The organism is Crateriforma spongiae, assembly GCF_012290005.1.
Taxonomy (GTDB): Bacteria; Planctomycetota; Planctomycetia; order Pirellulales; family Pirellulaceae; genus Crateriforma; species Crateriforma spongiae.
This window is the reverse complement of sequence record NZ_JAAXMS010000004.1, coordinates 293,337-309,258: the sequence shown is the minus strand read 5'-3', so window position 1 is coordinate 309,258 and position 15,922 is coordinate 293,337. Positions and strand designations below refer to the sequence as shown.

Annotated in this window: 12 protein-coding genes; 3 read left to right on the top strand and 9 right to left on the bottom strand. The window is 58.6% G+C overall.

Features of this window, described 5'->3' with window-relative positions:
• Position 1 precedes the first annotated feature (1 nt).
• Positions 2-1,297, bottom strand: a complete 1,296-nt coding sequence (locus HFP54_RS12635; protein ID WP_168565398.1) for a BamB-related PQQ repeat family beta-propellar protein — start codon at positions 1,295-1,297, stop codon at positions 2-4.
• A 232-nt stretch (positions 1,298-1,529) separates the two neighbouring features.
• Here HFP54_RS12635 and HFP54_RS12630 point away from each other — a divergent pair, with 232 nt between their 5' ends.
• Positions 1,530-2,756, top strand: coding sequence for a GNAT family N-acetyltransferase (locus HFP54_RS12630; RefSeq protein ID WP_168565397.1), 1,227 nt, complete (start codon positions 1,530-1,532; stop codon positions 2,754-2,756).
• Here HFP54_RS12630 and rfbA read toward each other — a convergent pair.
• The 8 genes from rfbA to HFP54_RS12590 form a co-directional block, all read right to left on the bottom strand.
• Complete coding sequence (gene rfbA / locus HFP54_RS12625; protein WP_168565396.1) at positions 2,753-3,787, bottom strand: glucose-1-phosphate thymidylyltransferase RfbA; 1,035 nt, start codon at positions 3,785-3,787, stop codon at positions 2,753-2,755. The genes HFP54_RS12630 and rfbA overlap by 4 nt on opposite strands.
• On the bottom strand, positions 3,784-6,309 hold the full coding sequence (locus HFP54_RS12620; RefSeq protein ID WP_146413864.1) for a serine/threonine protein kinase: 2,526 nt from the start codon (positions 6,307-6,309) through the stop codon (positions 3,784-3,786). Before HFP54_RS12620 ends, rfbA begins: the two co-directional genes overlap by 4 nt.
• A complete protein-coding gene (locus HFP54_RS12615) occupies positions 6,309-6,926 on the bottom strand; it encodes a sigma-70 family RNA polymerase sigma factor (RefSeq protein ID WP_145297407.1) in 618 nt (205 codons plus the stop codon). The genes HFP54_RS12620 and HFP54_RS12615 overlap by 1 nt, the downstream gene beginning before the upstream one ends.
• 309 nt (positions 6,927-7,235) lie before the next feature.
• Positions 7,236-8,153, bottom strand: a complete 918-nt coding sequence (locus HFP54_RS12610; RefSeq protein ID WP_168565395.1) for a histone deacetylase family protein — start codon at positions 8,151-8,153, stop codon at positions 7,236-7,238.
• A 126-nt stretch (positions 8,154-8,279) separates the two neighbouring features.
• The gene (locus HFP54_RS12605) at positions 8,280-9,449 is read right to left on the bottom strand and encodes an acyltransferase family protein (protein WP_168565394.1); all 1,170 of its coding nucleotides are present in this window, start codon (positions 9,447-9,449) and stop codon (positions 8,280-8,282) included.
• A gap of 455 nt (positions 9,450-9,904) precedes the next feature.
• A complete protein-coding gene (locus tag HFP54_RS12600) occupies positions 9,905-10,480 on the bottom strand; it encodes a carboxypeptidase regulatory-like domain-containing protein (RefSeq protein WP_168565393.1) in 576 nt (191 codons plus the stop codon).
• Complete coding sequence (locus tag HFP54_RS12595) at positions 10,477-10,908, bottom strand: carboxypeptidase-like regulatory domain-containing protein (RefSeq protein WP_146413869.1); 432 nt, start codon at positions 10,906-10,908, stop codon at positions 10,477-10,479. Before HFP54_RS12595 ends, HFP54_RS12600 begins: the two co-directional genes overlap by 4 nt.
• Before the next feature lie 154 nt (positions 10,909-11,062).
• On the bottom strand, positions 11,063-12,127 hold the full coding sequence (locus HFP54_RS12590) for a DUF1559 family PulG-like putative transporter (protein WP_146413870.1): 1,065 nt from the start codon (positions 12,125-12,127) through the stop codon (positions 11,063-11,065).
• 579 nt (positions 12,128-12,706) lie between these two features.
• On the opposite strand from HFP54_RS12590, the gene HFP54_RS12585 reads away from it, so the two are divergent.
• Both HFP54_RS12585 and HFP54_RS12580 read left to right on the top strand, forming a co-directional pair.
• The gene (locus HFP54_RS12585; protein ID WP_168565392.1) at positions 12,707-13,948 is read left to right on the top strand and encodes a cofactor-independent phosphoglycerate mutase; all 1,242 of its coding nucleotides are present in this window, start codon (positions 12,707-12,709) and stop codon (positions 13,946-13,948) included.
• A gap of 146 nt (positions 13,949-14,094) precedes the next feature.
• Positions 14,095-15,894 (top strand): aspartate kinase, encoded by a 1,800-nt coding sequence (locus HFP54_RS12580; RefSeq protein WP_146413872.1) that lies wholly within the window; start codon positions 14,095-14,097, stop codon positions 15,892-15,894.
• Positions 15,895-15,922: the final 28 nt, after the last annotated feature.

Genomic DNA, 15,922 nt, shown 5'->3' with positions numbered 1-15,922 from the left:
TTCAGTTTTCATCCGCATCGAAGCACAAAAGTTGATCACCGGCGCGAATCAGCAACCGTCCATCTGCGATCGCAGGTGTCGCGCCCACGGGCAACCCCAACTCTTTGACCGAAAGCACCGACATTTCCTGATCCGCCGACATCACCGTGGCGACACCGTCCAAGCTGATCACCAACCAGCGATCACCGGCCAGGATCGGCGAAGCACCATAATTGCCACCCAAACGTTGTCGTTTTTGTGTCTTTCCTGTCTTGGCGTCGATACAGCTAGCGATGCCACGATCGTCGACGGCAAAGATCAAGCCGTTGGAAATCACCGATGTCGGAACATAAGGTGCACCGCTGGTGACGCGATACACTTCCCTGGCTTCGGTGTCCGATCCCGTGTTGCCCGATTCGAGTGACGGTAATTCGACCGCAACCAACTGGTTCCCGCCGCCACCGCTGCCGCAGGTACCAATCGCCAGATTGCCGAACAACAAGGGGGAACTGCAGCAACGTTTGTCAAAAACATCGCTGTCGAACAACAATCGTCCGTCGGACGGATCCAGCCCAAAGATGCCGTTACCCGTATTGGCTGCAACCAACATCGTCGGACGTCCGTTGTCGTCACGTACGATCGCCGGAACGCCATAACTGGTGCGAGTCGACGCAAGCTCGGTTTCCCAACGTGTTTCGCCGGTCGCTCGGTCGACACTGATCATTCGACTTTGACCAGGTTGATCGCCAGGTTTCAACTGTTCCGCTTGTTGCGAATAAAACAACACGACTTGATCGCCGACGACCAACGGGCTGGTCCCAAATCCGTGTTGACTTTGCCAACGTCCGAAATCTCGCGTCCAAACTTCTTGTCCGTCATATCCGGTGGCGATCAACCACGTGTGACGTCCGTCGCTGTAAGCCCAGTAAAGATGGTCGTCGTCGGCCGCCGGAGTGGCCGATGCCAACGTGTTTCTCAGGTGCAAGTGATAGACTTGTTGTGGCTTCTGCACCGACCATACCAATTCGCCGTCGCTAAGGTTTCGACAATCCAGCGAAATCATCGCGGCCTGCGGATCGCTGCGAAGCAGATAGATTCGGTCATTGACCACGATCGGCGATCCGACATCGCGGGACCCCAGCGTTTGGGTCCAGATCGGTTTCGTCGATTCACCCAACAATGGCAGTTGACCTTCGGGGGCGATCCCCCGCGCATCGGGGCCATGAAACCCCGGCCAAGAATCGGCAAACACAGGCGATGTGGCCAACAGTCCGACGGCAAACACTGCCCAAACGTGGCAACAGAATTTAACGGTCATACCAAAGGTTCCGGTGGAATGGTCGATGAAGTTTGCGATAGGTGAACAAGCGACTCGGCCGGTGTATTTCGCGTGATGCGTCCCACCGGGGTGACCTAGCTTACCATTGCCCCGGCCCGATTTGTGTGCCTGATGCTGTCCATCTTGACCGGCAAAACGATCGTTTCCCGGGCACTGGTTCCTCGGCCCGAACGACTGCAATCGCCAACCGTCTGCCCCAATCGATTTTACGATGCCCGCGTCTTCCACCACGCCCACGTTTTCGACGCCAGCCGATTTCATCCTGCCGTTTCCCAACCGATCGGACGCCGACAAAATTCAAGGAAAGCTGTCCGCTTGCTGGTGCGATCACTTCGACGGCTTGATGCACGATCGTGACGCTTGGGACCGCATGACTAACGGAACCCCGTTCGGTCAAACCTTGTGGCTGGCACCCTGGTGGGACCACTTGGCAGACAAACGTCATTGCCGGACGCTGGTCGTCCGTGATGAAGCCAGGAAACTGTTCGGCGCTTTACCGCTGTATCATGACGACGCGACGCCCCATTCGCTTCACAACATGGCCGACGGCAAAACGTGCACCGACCACGTCTCCGTCCTGGCCGCCCCCGATCACACTGATGACGTGATCGATACCATGGCTGGTTTCCTGGCCGGCACGGCAATGGAACCTTCATCGCGATGGAATTCGATCCAAATCGACGGTGTCGTCGAAGGCGATCCACGAATGGAATCTTTGCTATGTGCGTTGGCCCGACGCGGCGTGTCGGTGCATCGCGAATCAAGAATGAGCACTTGGTTTGTCCCCTGTGCCGAATCATTCGACGAATACCTGAAGAAGTTTTCACGCAAGCACCGTCACCATCACCGCAAATTGTTGCGTGACTTTGACCAAAGCGAAACGTTGCACGCGCGATTCGCCCAGAACATTGACGACGTGCGTTCGATCTTGGGCGACCTGATTCAATTGCATCAAGACCGCTGGGTCGCGGCAGGTTTCCCCGGAAGCTTTGCCGATGATGCGTCGCGACGTTTCATTCATCGCGTGGCCGAATTGGCGCTGCACCAAGACCGATTGTCACTGTTGGCGTTGTGTTTGGATGACCAAACCATTGCCGCATCGCTTTCGCTGATCGGCGACGACGATAGAGCGTACTGTTACTGCACCGGCGCGGATCTGAACCTGTCCAAGGTCCAGCCCGGTAAGACGCTGAACATGTTCATGCTGCGTCATGCCCACCAGCAAGGTCACCAGGGCGTGGATTTCATGCGTGGCGATGAACAATACAAATCGCGGTTGCACGGCCAACCGCGTCGCGTGATGGACGTCCGCTTGGAAGCCCCAGGATTGGCCGGTCGCTGGCGACACGTTTCACGCTTGGCACAGACCACGGTGAAGCAGACCATTCGCAAAACACTGAAGCGGCCGACGGTCGACGTCATCCCGCTGGCCGACTAAGACGTTCGCAAAATACCGTCGTCGGCGATCCGGCGCAGGTATTGGCCGTACTGGCTGGATGCGAAGCGATCGGCCTGGCTTCGCAGTTTCGCGGCATCGATCCAGCCTTGTCGAAACGCGATTTCTTCTAAGCAAGCGATCTTCAGCCCCGTGCGATGTTCGATCGTGGCCACGAAGCTGCCCGCTTCTCGCAAGCTGTCGTGCGTGCCCATGTCCAACCACGCCGTCCCACGGCCAATGGGTTCGACCGCCAAGTTTCCCATTTGCAGATATCGGCGGTTCAGATCCGTGATTTCCAATTCATCGCGCGGTGATGGCTGTAGCTGCCCCGCCAATTCGCTGACCCGGTCGTCGTAAAAATAGATCCCGGGGACGGCAAAGTCCGATTCGGGTCGATCCGGTTTTTCGCTTAACGAAACCGCGTTGCCCGATTCGTCGAAACGTACGACACCATAGCGGGCCGGATCTTGGACGCGATAAGCGAACACCGATGCACCACGACAGCGTTGCATCGCCGATTGCAAATGGCCCACCAGACCATCGCCGTAAAACAGGTTGTCTCCCAAAATCAGACAACAACGATGGCCGGCCACAAAATCCGATGCGATCAGCAACGATTGGGCAATCCCGTCGGCCACCGGTTGGACGGCGTAATCGATACGAATTCCGTATGCCGATCCGTCACCCAACAGACGCTGGAACAGCGTGCGTTGTTCCGGTTTACAGATCAACAACACATCGCGGATCCCCGCCAACATCAATGTCGACAGCGGATAAAAAATCATCGGCTTGTCGTGGATCGGCATCAGTTGCTTACTGACCGCGACCGTCAGTGGTGCCAGCCGAGTCCCATCGCCGCCGGCCAACAACACGCCTTTCCAAGTAGACGAATCGTCCAGCCCAGACCTTGAATCGGAACAAGCATTGGGCTGCCCGCCCGAATGTTGGCTGCCCGAGTGTTGACTGCCCGAGCGTTGGCGGCCCAATGATTCGGGCTGATCCGGCCCGCTGACGTGCTTTGGCCCGTTCATAAGTCAATCTGATCCGGCCGAAACTCGCGTCCGTCCAAAAATTCGGCCCCGTGGACTTGCCACCAGACGTCCGCATTCTCGCTCGTCCACGGATAATAGACTCGCAATCGATCGATTGCTTCGGCCAAATCACTGACCGACTGGAAGCGACGTTCCAACGATTTCGACATGCTGCGTTCGACCAGTTCACGCAGCTCCGGCGGCACCGATTCGCCACGATGCGTACTCATGCGAATCGGCTTCTCGTTCAAGATCAATGCGAACATCGATTCGGGGTCGCATTCCGCATACGGCGGATGCGCTGACAACAAGAAATAGGCGATGCAGCCGATCGCATAAATATCCGATCGTGGGTCGGCTGATTCGGGAGACCGAAAGCGTTCGGGGGCCATGTACATCGGTGTGCCCGACCAGATCGTTTCGGATGTATTGAACACGTCGCCGGTGGGGTCGACCGGCTTGGCCAAACCGAAATCAAACACCACCGCCCAATCACCGACGGCCGCATCATGCGACAAGATCACGTTTTGAGGTTTCAAGTCACGGTGCAACAAACCTTTGCCGTGCGCTTCGCCGATCGCGTCACAGATTTGCCGCAGGATGAATAGCGTGCGGCCGAACGATTGGTGGCCGCTGCGGGCGACGACTTCGTACAACGTCAGCCCCTCCAGAAACTCCATCACACAGTACGCTTCGCCGTCCGGACTGCTGCCGTAATCGTAAATCTTCACACAGTGCGGACTGGACAATGTCGCGGCCAAACGGGCCTCGCGATCGAAACGCTGTTGATCTTCACGACTGCGGCGATCGCCTCGCAAAACCTTCAGCGCCGTGTCGCGGCCCAACTGTCGATGTCTTGCCCGATAAACAACGCCCATGCCACCGCTGCCCAATTCGCCCAAGATCTCGTAGCGACTTAGCGGGTGCAGCACGGCTTCGTTCAATGCCGACCGGCGTGCGATCAAACTTGCGGTGACCAACGCGGCGACCGTCAACAGTCCGCCCAGCGACAAGAAGCCGAATCGTACGATCCCCGCCGCGGCGAACGCTTTGTCCGCCGGTTCTTCCACCAAGATCGCCATTTGCCATCGCGGCATCCAACGCCACGCACCGATCACGTGATGCCCGGCATAGTTTTCATAAGGCGTCATTCGCATACCGGTGCGTCCCTTGGACGCTCGGGCCGCGGCATAGGTCAGCGGTTCGACCATTCGGGAAAATGGATCATCGTCATCGGCCCGCAAGATCTCGCTGACACGCATCACCGCACTGATTCCGTCGGGATCCACTTTCAGATCACCGCGTCGCGCCGCGGCCACCGCATAGGGGCTTTCCGAAACCATGATGCCGTCACGATTGACCGCGTACACATCCGTCCCGCTGACCCGCGCGGTTTCGCTGAAGACTTGGTTGAAGTCGTCAAACATTTCAAAACCGCGAACCAGCAATGCCGCAATGATCTTTCCGTTGTCATCGCGGACCGGCACGATCGGTGCCATCACAGGTCGGTCGGTTTCGGGCACAAAGCCCTCGGTGGATTCCACCATCCGTTCGGGGCCATAAATGATCGACTGGCCGCGAAACACTCGGGCCAGCCCATTGGCCTGGTCTTGAACGATCGGATTGCCCACGTCGGCGCGATCGGGCAACCAGCTGGACAACGTCGTCCCGGTGCGGTCCCAAATCACGAACTTGATATCGTCGCGACCGGACAGATATTGCAGTTGCTGCATGATCGTGTCGGTCTCCGGTGCAGACCTTAGTGCATCCACCGGATCGTCACCGCGGGCGATCCCAACCAGCTTGACCACACATGCGCGAACTTCTTCCGCACGAGCCCACGATTCGACCAATTGAACACGGTTGTCCAGAAACCGCGCCGATGATCGCAACAGGCCGTCGGCCAAGCCCTCGAGATCGTTTTGGACTTCTTGTCGCAATAGCGATGCGACGTTGCGATACGTCAGCCAGCCGACCAAACATGTCGGGATGATCAACGCCAGCAACAACCACCAGGAATTGCGACGTCGGGCTTTGCGCGTCTGGTGAACCCACAACACCGTATTGGGCGGCGGCATTGTCCCGCCACCGCTGCCACGTTTGGTCCGGCGTCCTGATCCATAGCGCGGAACCGCTTGGGTACGCTGGGCTCCGACCCGAGTGATCTGTCCACGATCTGTATCGCTGCTGCCGGTTCGCGTCTTTGGCTTGCCGCCGGCAACCTTGGCGGGCCCTCGTTTGGTCCCCTGGTCGTCGCTTTGCGGCAAAGACGGGGTGGGAAACGATGGCGTCGATTCGGCATCCCCCCCCGCCGCGGCCAACGACTGACTTAGGTCAATGCTTCGTTCACCCTCGGCACGAGCCGAATCGATGTCGTGTTCGGCCAACAACGACATGACTTCCTGGACCAACGAATCATCATCGCCACAGTTCGACCGAACCCAGGCTTCTTGTTGGTCGGGCGGCAATTCGTCGGCCGCCAAAAACAGGTCGCGGACCCGAGCGTAACGATCGGCATCCATCAGGCATCGACTGGCGGGGTATCTTCCGTCGACGATCCGGCGGCATCCGCTTCATCTTCGGGCAAGCCTTGGCGAAGTTCACGGCGCATCCAAGCCCGTGCCATGGCCCATTCCTTTTCGATCGTGCGAAGCCCCAAATTCACTTCGGCAGCAATCTCACGCATCGTCAGCCCGCCAAAGAATCGCAGTTCGACGATCTTCGCCTGGCGCGGGTTCAACTTTTCCAGCGTCTGTAACAAATCATCCAGCGCCATCACGTCGTCATCGCGATGCAAATGAAACGTGACTTCGTCGGTCAACTCGCGGCGTTGCCAATTGCCACCGCGTTTGTTCGCCCGAGTCTTTCGTGCGTGATCGACCAAGATGCGCCGCATGACGGTGGCGCCGATGGCAAAAAAATGCGTCTTTCCCTGCCAATTGACCCGCGACTGGTCCACCATGCGAACATATGCCTGGTGCACCAGCGATGATGAACTCAGACGATCACGCGCCGGTTCGTTACGCAGAAACTTTCCCGCCAGCCGACGCAAGTCGTCGTACATCAGCGAAAACAGACGATCAGTCTCGCTGCTCTCGCCCTCGCTGCTACGCGCCAATACGTCGGTGATCGAATCCATCGCCTTTGTTCTTCTCTGCCAGTAACCATCAGGTCAATTTGACGACGCCCAGGACGAACCGCTCGGATTTTCAGCGCGAAACCAATTCGCTACCGGGTCACGTCAGTATCAAAGACGGTCGGCAATCCATTTGCTCAACCATTTTTTGATCAACTTCAATATAGATTAACAACTGACAAACGATCCTGGACGGCGTAAACGCGTCCAAACCGAAATTTAACCGCAATCGTATGACGATTCTCTGGCGTGACAGAATGTCGCTGCCGGGTTCCTTTCCCGCCACCAAAGTCGTCACCAGTTGTCCGATTCTCACACCGAGCTTCGGATCCGCGACGCGGCCGCCGACGCGATCCCGATTGTGCTAAAGTGGATGTCGACGATATCGTCCACTTCGGGGGCATAGCCGCCCGCCATCGCAATCGCCAAAGGGATCGATCGGTCTGCACACCAATCGATCACCGTCTGGTCACGCACCGACAAATCGTGCTTGGTCAGCGAAAGCCGGCCCAGTCGATCGCCCTCGAACGGATCCGCACCGGCCAGATAGATGGCCAGGTCGTAAGGCCCGTGATTTGCCACCGCATTCAAAGCATCGACCAGCGTTCGACAGTATTCAGGTCCCCTGGTCCCATCGGGCAAGTCGATGTCCAGATGACTGGGCATCTTTCTTAACGGGAAATTTTTGACACCGTGAATCGACAACGTGAAAACGTCGTCGCGGCTGCCCAACAGACTGGCGGTCCCATTGCCCTGATGCACGTCCAAGTCGATGACGGCGGCACGACCGATTCTGCCTTCGGTTTGCAGGACCCGAATCGCAACGGCCGCGTCGTTGAAAACGCAATAACCTTCGCCCGCGTCGGCAAAGGCGTGATGCGTGCCTCCGGCCAGGTTGGCGGCGATTCCGTCCTCCATCGCCGCCCGCGCTGCGGCAAGGGTCGCTCCGGTGCTTCGCCTGGATCGCTCGACCATCTTCGGCGACCAAGGAAATCCGATTCGCCGAATTTCTGCGGGCGTCAAACTGCCCTCGCAAACGGCACGCACATAGCGAGGCGTGTGACACAGCAATAGCTGTGAGTCGGTGGCCGCCGGCGGCACAATCAGTGGGTCCTGAATGTGCCGCGAACTCTCAGAAATTCGCCTCCGAAGCCGTCGGTACTTGTCCATCGGAAATCGATGACCATCCGGCAGCGGTAATTCAAAATGATCGGTGTAGTACAGTCGCAAAGCAGAACGTTTCCCTGACAGTCATCCGCGGCCGACACCGGATCGAACCGGTGGGGCTACGTTTTAACATGTCCGGGGAAAGAGGTCCCCCAGTCGCCCAGGATTCCCGCAGCTCAGGCAGCCGACTCAGGCCGCCAGTTCCGCACCGCCACCACCGACACTCTGGGGAGCTCGGTAACGCGTCCAGGCTTCGCGAAGCCGCCGAGTCATCGGTTGCTCGATCCGTGTCGTCACGAGAGTTCCCACGGCAAAGGCAAACAACAACGTGACGCCCAAAGCGACTTGGCTGGGATACCCGCCGTGATTCAATCGATAGATCAGTGCACACCCCAAATTGTTGTGGCACAAATACAATGCGTAGGAAATGGTGCTGACGAACACAAACGGCTTCAAACGCAAGACCGGGATCTTGCCATAGGCCGCCATCGTCACCATCCCGATGATCAACAGAGTGGCCACCGGATTGTGCTTGCCGTGATCGATGCTGTGGAACACGAACATCGCTGCGGTGATCAAGGCAATGTTCTTCCACATCGCGCCCACGCCGGTCTTGATTTGGTACAGCGTGAATCCGATGGCGAACAACGGCACGAAATCAAGCAACAACAGATGTCGAATCGCACTGGCGGCGGCAAACCAGCCCGCTCCCTCGTGGCCCGTCTTCAACCCATCCAACAGCGGACAAACCACCAGCGAAGCAACCAACAAGATGCCCCAACAACGGACATGGTTGCGTAGCGCACCGCTGGTGAACATCGCCACCAACAACAGATAGAACAACATTTCCACCTGCAGCGTCCACATCACCGGATCGATGCACTCGTATCCAAACACCCGCGGGATCAACGTCAGGTTGGCTAAGAACTGTCCCGTCGAAACCGGTGTCGTGTTCAGCGGTGGCAACGTCATCACCGCCAAGTTGCCGACGATCACGATCAAGAACATCGGTACGATTCGGATCAGACGAGCCGCGACGAAATCGGCCGGCTGGCGACGCCGCATCAGCGACATGCTGTTGACGAAACCACTAAGAATAAAAAACATCGCCGTGCCATAGGCGCCGAACGGCCATTGCCACCCCAGCGGCTGGACATAGCCGAACTTCACATCATAGACATGGGTGAAGTGGAACATCACCAGATTGATCGCCGCAAAGGCCCGCAACGCATCCAATTCGACAATGCGTTTGTGCGGCTTCAGCGTCGCCGGTTTTTCTCCGCCGGCGCTGGCGTCATCGTCCAAAGGCGAGCTGACATCGATCGGGCTGGCGGCCGAAGCAACAGCGGAAGATTCCATAGATAACGATTTCGACGAATGCGCGGGCGGATACGATTGGACCGTGGTGTCACATCACCCGATCCTTTCGGAACGCCCCGGATGAGCACACGTCGCGCAAGCCTAGTTGGCCCCTGGACAACTTGACGCACTTCCCAGGTCGCTTGTCGGGAATTCCCCACCGGCCCGGTCGCTTTGCAACGCTGCTGCGGAAAACTCGGACCGTAAGGGTTCGATTGGAGCACCCGGAGCGAACCCCGACCCAGAATGGCTGTTTCTGATCCGCAAACAGACACTCCGCGTCCTCGCGTTTTCGCAATCCTTAAGGGGACGCGCAATCCTTAAGGGGACGGGGGTCTTTTCGGATGCTTTCCCGAAAAGAGGCCTGCGCAATCCTTAAGGGGACGGGGGTCTTTTCGGATGCTTTCCCGAAAAGAGGCCTGACCCCTTAGTGTCCGGTATTGTCCGCTGACCCCTTATTGTCCGGGTGGTTCCAGCTGGGGTTCGATCTGGTCGGTAGATGACGGTGGAATCTCGCTGGACGAGGTTGCCTCCGTCGCGGGGACTTGGGGATCGACGGGGTTCGAGACTTCTTCCAAAGCCTCGCCCCCAATCGGATCGACGTTTTCCGGTGGTGGCGGCGGAACCAACCGCAGTTCGAAGTGGTTGGTGCCTTGCAGCACGCGGACTTCGTCGGGACGCAGGGTTGCGTCGTCAACGAAATCGGGCCGCTGGACCTTCAACATCTCTGCGGGACTGATGTCGGCCGGCAATTCACCAGGCGTCATCTCATAACGGATCGTGTGGGACCCGATGACCGCCCCGGGAACGTTGGCCAAATAGATCGCTTCGAAGTGGCCCCGTTCGTTGGTGAAGGCCAGCGAAGGCCGACCGCCGGAAACGGGATGAAATTCCAACGCCAGGTTGGGGACCGGCTTGCCATCGTAGAAGACGGTGCCGGTCACCAAACCCAGTGTTGACGACGGCGGCGGTGTGCAGCCGAATGACAACAACAGCCCCAAGCCGATCAGGGTTTGAATGCTGAACTTCATCCCTTCACGAACTCGAAGTTGATTTCGTTGCTGCCGTCGACGATTTCGACTTCGCTGGGCTGTAGTTTCTTATTGCCGCCCATGTCGGGCTTCCGCGAAACGGGAATGAATTCGCCGTCGGAATCCGCAGGCATCTCCGGTGCGGGCCCGTGCACTTCGTAACGGATGGTGTGTTTACCGATCAGGACTCCTTCAGTGTCGGGAGTATAGATCGCGTTGTAACGGCCTTCGCTGTCGGTGACGGCCATCGATGGACGGCCGCCGTCGACAGGCACAAATTCAATCGAAACGCCTTCGACCGGTTTGCCGTCTTGAGTAACCAGGCCGGAGACTTCGCCGATCGGTGGCAGACTCGAGCCGCAACCGGTGACCAGGGCCAATGTGCCGATGGCTGCCAAGCCCTTCATGGCTCGCGTGAACGCGTTCATCAATTCGTTATCCTTTGGTCGAACAAGAAAGTTGGAGGTGTAGACTGGAAAGTTCTTTAGGAAGATGGGGCCGGCAACGACCGGTCAGGGCCGTGCCGGCGCGAGTGATCAGACGCCCGCGATTTGGGCGAGGGCTTCGATTTTTGGCGAAGCCTTAGAATTCTTGGTTGTACGAATAGCGGTCGTTGCGGCCGTTCATCGCCATGAAGACATCGTCGAAGTCGACACTGTCGGTGATGAATTGCACCGAGCCGTCACCCATCGTGAACATCGCACCGCCGGGGTGGTTAGATCGGAAACCGTTGTGCAACGTGTATCCGTATCGCTGGGTGTAGTTACCCGAGTAAATACTGTTGATGGGCCAACGCGGAACGGTGATGTTCGCGGTCCATCCCAACCACCCGTGAAAGGCGGGGCCGGCATTCCAAGCACCACCGGCGTGGCTGCTGGGTCGGCTGTCGGTGCGATTGCCGTCGGCGTGCACCATTTCGGCAGAGTGTTCACCGATGGCGATCGTGTTGCTGGTTCCGTCAATGATGCTGGCGAAACGGGTGTTACGGAATTTGGAGTTGTGGATTCCCAAAACGCCAGCGTCTTGCATCCATCCGTAACCAGTCCACACGTTGCGTGAACCATCCGAGCGAGCACCCGGTGTATAGCCGGCATCGCCGCTACGCTTGCCCGGCGTGAAGTAGTAGCCGATGACGCCGACGTAATCGACCACCTGGGTCATGTAGACCTCCGGTGCACCCAAGGCTTGCGTTGGACCATTGGCTGTGTTTTCACGGAAGTTGGGCAAGTCATTGGACGGGCAATTCAATCCAGGAACGATCGCGTCGTCCAAGACTTCCCAGTTGCGGTTCGCCCCGTCTTGAGTGCTAAAGTCGGTGTCTACAAAAGTCAGCTTGTCATAAAGCGATGACTGTTCGATCTGAGGCAGGATTTGCACCAGCCACGAGGCACCGCGATTGGGATTGCCGGATGCTTTGGCACCCACGTTGGCGGGAAAGACTTTGAAGGCACTGTGATAGTTATGCAGTGCCAAGCCGAGTTGTTTCATGTTGTTGGAACACTGCATGCGACGCGCGGCTTCGCGTGCCCCTTGGACCGCGGGTAACAAGAGGCCGACCAACACGCCGATGATCGCAATGACCACCAACAGTTCCACAAGCGTGAAGCCGGAGCTTCGAGAGAGACGTCGTTTGGTTGAAGAACACATTCCTTGAGTTTCCAAATACATGTTTGAGATAAAGTGTCGGAATGCCGTCGGCCGCGCCGGGCGTGGCTCGAGAGAGGCTTCGTTGATGCCGTTTCGCATCACGCAAGCAACAGGCCACAGAGATCGAAGAGGCGCGGCACACGCCGAAGAGAAACCGGTCCAAACGGTCCTTAGGGGAAACAGGCGGACCAAAGCTGACCGGTGGGGCGTCCAGATAAGTTTACAATTTTTCGAGATTTTTCCGAAACTTCTGAACGAACGGCACGCACAGGAGGGGAAGAAACACCCCACCGGGTGCAACAAAACCGCACAGCAATGCTCAAGATGAAGGCACTGCTGCCTCTTTCGTAGTCACGTCCCAGGCGATCGACAGGAAACACCGGCGGTCGGCTTGGCGGGTGGAGCCCCGGGGGTGCAAAACGGCACAGCATGCCCGACCGACAAAGCCGGACGGCATCCAACGACGCAGCGGTTCACCGTCGTCGACCGCGACAACCGTCCCCTTTCGGGCGGACTGTCGCTGATTCACAATCGTCGGTTTTTCCGCCCGCTTTCCCCGACTGGGTCGATCGGCCGACGATGAAGTATGTGATTGTGATTCCCGACGGGTGTGCCGATGAGCCTCAACAGTCGCTCGACGGCCTCACGCCGCTGCAGGCCGCGAAGCTGCCCGCTATGGACCGATTGGCCGCCGAAGGAACCGTTGGCACCGCCAACAACACGCCGTCTGAATATCCGGCCGGAAGTGAAGTCGCCAACTTGTGCTTGCTGGGCTACGACCCACATCAGTACTTCACCGGTCGTGCGCCGTTGGAGGCTGCCGCCCAGGGGATCAAACTGGACCAGCGTGACTGGGCGATCCGCTGCAACCTGGTCACGATCACCGACCAGACGATGATCGACTTCACCGCCGATCATGTGTCGACCGAGGAAGCCGACGCGCTGTTGAAATCGGCCCAGGAAGCGTTGCAGAGCCCGGCCGGCCGGGAAGCCTACGGTGACATCGTCGACTGTCTGAGTTTCGTCACCGGCGTCAGCTATCGGAACTTGCTGATTTTCCGTGGCAGCGAAGCGATGCCGGCCCCGTTTTCGCCGGAAACCCGATCAACGGCTCCGCACGACCTGACCGACCTGCCGGTGACCGACGCGTTTCCGCGGGGACCAGGCAGCGATCTGCTGGTGCGATTGATGAGCGATTCGGCGGACCTGTTTGCCGACCATCCGGTCAACGCGGCACGGGTGGAAGCCGGTTTGAAACCCGTCACGCATCTGTGGCTGTGGGGGCTGGGCGGTGCACCGGACTTGCCCACGTTTCAACAGCGATACGACGTCCGCGGCGCGATGATCACGGCCGTGGATCTGCTGCGGGGCATCGCCGCGCTGGCGGGATGGGAACGGATCGAAGTCGAAGGTGCGACGGGATACTTGGACACCGATTACGCCGGCAAGGGTGCCGCGGCGGTTCAAGCGTTGGCCGACTATGACGTGGTCTGCGTCCACATCGAAGCCCCCGATGAGGCGTCGCACGAAGGCCGAGTGGAGGCCAAGATCGAAGCCTTGGAACACATCGATCAACACATCGTCGCGCCACTGCATGATGCCCTTCGTGACCAGGGGCCTTACCGCATGCTGGTTTTGCCCGACCACCCGACGTTCTGTCGAACCAAGAAACACACCCATGGGGTCGTGCCGCTGGTGATCGCGGGCGAAGGGATCAATGCGGACGCCGCTAAAACCTTCGACGAAGTGGCCGCCGCCGAATCAGATCTATCTTTTCCCAAAGGTTGGGACATGATGGATCACTTCATGGGCCGGTCCTAAATCTGCCGGCCGGCTGTGGCGGCACCGACACAAACCCCAGGTCTGTCGGCAACGTTTTCAGGCCAAATTGTCCTCCGGCGTGACAACACCATCGTCCGGCGAACGCACATCGACCGTTTTCTATCCTGTCATCTCGATTCCTTTCCATGTCTCTGATCGTCCAAAAGTTTGGCGGCACCAGTGTCGCCGACGCCGAAAAAATCCGCGCGGCCGCTCGCAAGGCCATCCGAGCTCAACGTGACGGCCATCGTGTCGTGATGGTCGTCAGCGCGATGGGCAAAAACACGGACACTTTGCTGACCTTGGCCGACCAGGTTTCCAGCGACCCGCCGGCGCGCGAATTGGACATGCTGCTCAGCACGGGCGAACAAGTCAGCGTCGCGTTGGTGGCGATGGCGATCGACGACATGGGCAGCCGGGCGGTCAGCCTGACGGGCGGTCAAATTGGGATGAAGACCGACAACAGTTTCAGCAAAGCACGCATCCAATCGATCAGCACCGAGCGAATCGAACGCTTGCTGGACGAAGGCAACATCGTCGTGGCTGCCGGATTCCAAGGCATCGACGACGACATGAACATCACGACCCTGGGACGTGGCGGCAGCGACACGACGGCCGTCGCCTTGGCCGCGGTGTTGGGCGCCGACGCTTGCGAAATCAACACCGACGTCGATGGCGTTTACACGACCGACCCTCGGTTGTTGCCCGAAGCCCGCCGGGTGGACGTGATCAGCTACGACGAAATGCTGGAACTGGCCAGCCTGGGTGCGGGCGTGATGCACAGCCGGTCGATCGAGTTTGCCAAAAAGTTTGGCGTTCCGATCCACGTCCGCAGCAGCTTTTCGGACACCGACGGCACGATGATCGTTGCCGAAAGCGAATCAGACAGCTCAGCGGTCAGCGGTGCGGCCATGACGGCGGACGAAGCCCGAGTGACGGTGTTGGACGTTCCGGATGTTCCCGGCAAAAGCCTGCAAATCTTTTCGGCCATCGCCGACAAAAAGATCGCCGTCGACATGGTGGTTCAAAACGTCGGCCAAGACGGAAAGGCGGACGTGTCCTTCACCGTTCCGCGGACCGAATTGATGGGCACCCTGCGTGCGGTCGAATCGGTCTTGCACCACGTCGGTGCCACCGGCGTCACGCATGACGATCAAGTGTCCAAGATCTCCGTGGTCGGCAACGGCATGGTCACACAAACATCTGTCGCATCGCGAATGTTCCGCGCCTTGGCCGATGCCAAAGTCAACATTCAGATGATCACGACCAGCGAGATCAAGATCAGCGCGCTTGTGCCGCGCAGCCAAGCCGCCACCGCATTGCGTGCGGTCCACGAGGCGTTCGAATTGCACCGGCGTCCGGACGACGCGAAATCATGGAGCAAGATCAAAGCGGATCGCGAAGTCGATGCGGACGTCGAACAAGTCATCGCTCGGTTGCGCAACGATGCACTGGAGGCGTTGACGTTGACCGACATCTCCATGGCCGACGGCCAAGCCAGCGTGACCATGTTCGGCGTGCCCGATGAACCGGGAATCGCTGCGAACATGTTCGAAACGATCGGCAATGCGGGCATCGTTGTCGACATGATCGTCCAAGGCTTTGACGGCGAAGATGGATCGACCAGCGTCAGCTTTACGGTCGAAGAATCGGACTTGGAAAAAGGCTTGCAAGTCGCCAGAGAAATCTGTGACCGCCACGGGATGCGAGACGTCCGTGGGACCAAGGGCATCGCCAAAGTGATGGTCAGCGGGATCGGATTGCGCAGCCACACGCAAGTCGGCACGGTGCTGTTCCGCCAACTGGCCGACGCCGGGATCAATGTGCAAATGATCAGCACCAGTGAATTGCAGGTCACTGCGGTGATCGATTCGGACCGCGCCGCCGAAGCGATTGAAAACTTGCGGCAAGCTTTCGCGGTCTACACCGGCCAAGACGACGCCTGAGCCCCCCGATTCGACCCATTCCGGGCCG

Coding starts and splice junctions, on each gene's coding strand:
- HFP54_RS12615 (WP_145297407.1), bottom strand. CDS start 6,926: ATGGATTCGATCACCGACGTATTGGCGCGTAGCAGCGAGGGCGAGAGC.
- HFP54_RS12595 (WP_146413869.1), bottom strand. CDS start 10,908: ATGAACGCGTTCACGCGAGCCATGAAGGGCTTGGCAGCCATCGGCACA.
- HFP54_RS12630 (WP_168565397.1), top strand. CDS start 1,530: ATGCCCGCGTCTTCCACCACGCCCACGTTTTCGACGCCAGCCGATTTC.
- HFP54_RS12600 (WP_168565393.1), bottom strand. CDS start 10,480: ATGAAGTTCAGCATTCAAACCCTGATCGGCTTGGGGCTGTTGTTGTCA.
- HFP54_RS12585 (WP_168565392.1), top strand. CDS start 12,707: ATGAAGTATGTGATTGTGATTCCCGACGGGTGTGCCGATGAGCCTCAA.
- HFP54_RS12605 (WP_168565394.1), bottom strand. CDS start 9,449: ATGGAATCTTCCGCTGTTGCTTCGGCCGCCAGCCCGATCGATGTCAGC.
- HFP54_RS12635 (WP_168565398.1), bottom strand. CDS start 1,297: ATGACCGTTAAATTCTGTTGCCACGTTTGGGCAGTGTTTGCCGTCGGA.
- HFP54_RS12590 (WP_146413870.1), bottom strand. CDS start 12,127: ATGTGTTCTTCAACCAAACGACGTCTCTCTCGAAGCTCCGGCTTCACG.
- HFP54_RS12580 (WP_146413872.1), top strand. CDS start 14,095: ATGTCTCTGATCGTCCAAAAGTTTGGCGGCACCAGTGTCGCCGACGCC.
- HFP54_RS12620 (WP_146413864.1), bottom strand. CDS start 6,309: ATGGATGCCGATCGTTACGCTCGGGTCCGCGACCTGTTTTTGGCGGCC.
- rfbA (WP_168565396.1), bottom strand. CDS start 3,787: ATGAACGGGCCAAAGCACGTCAGCGGGCCGGATCAGCCCGAATCATTG.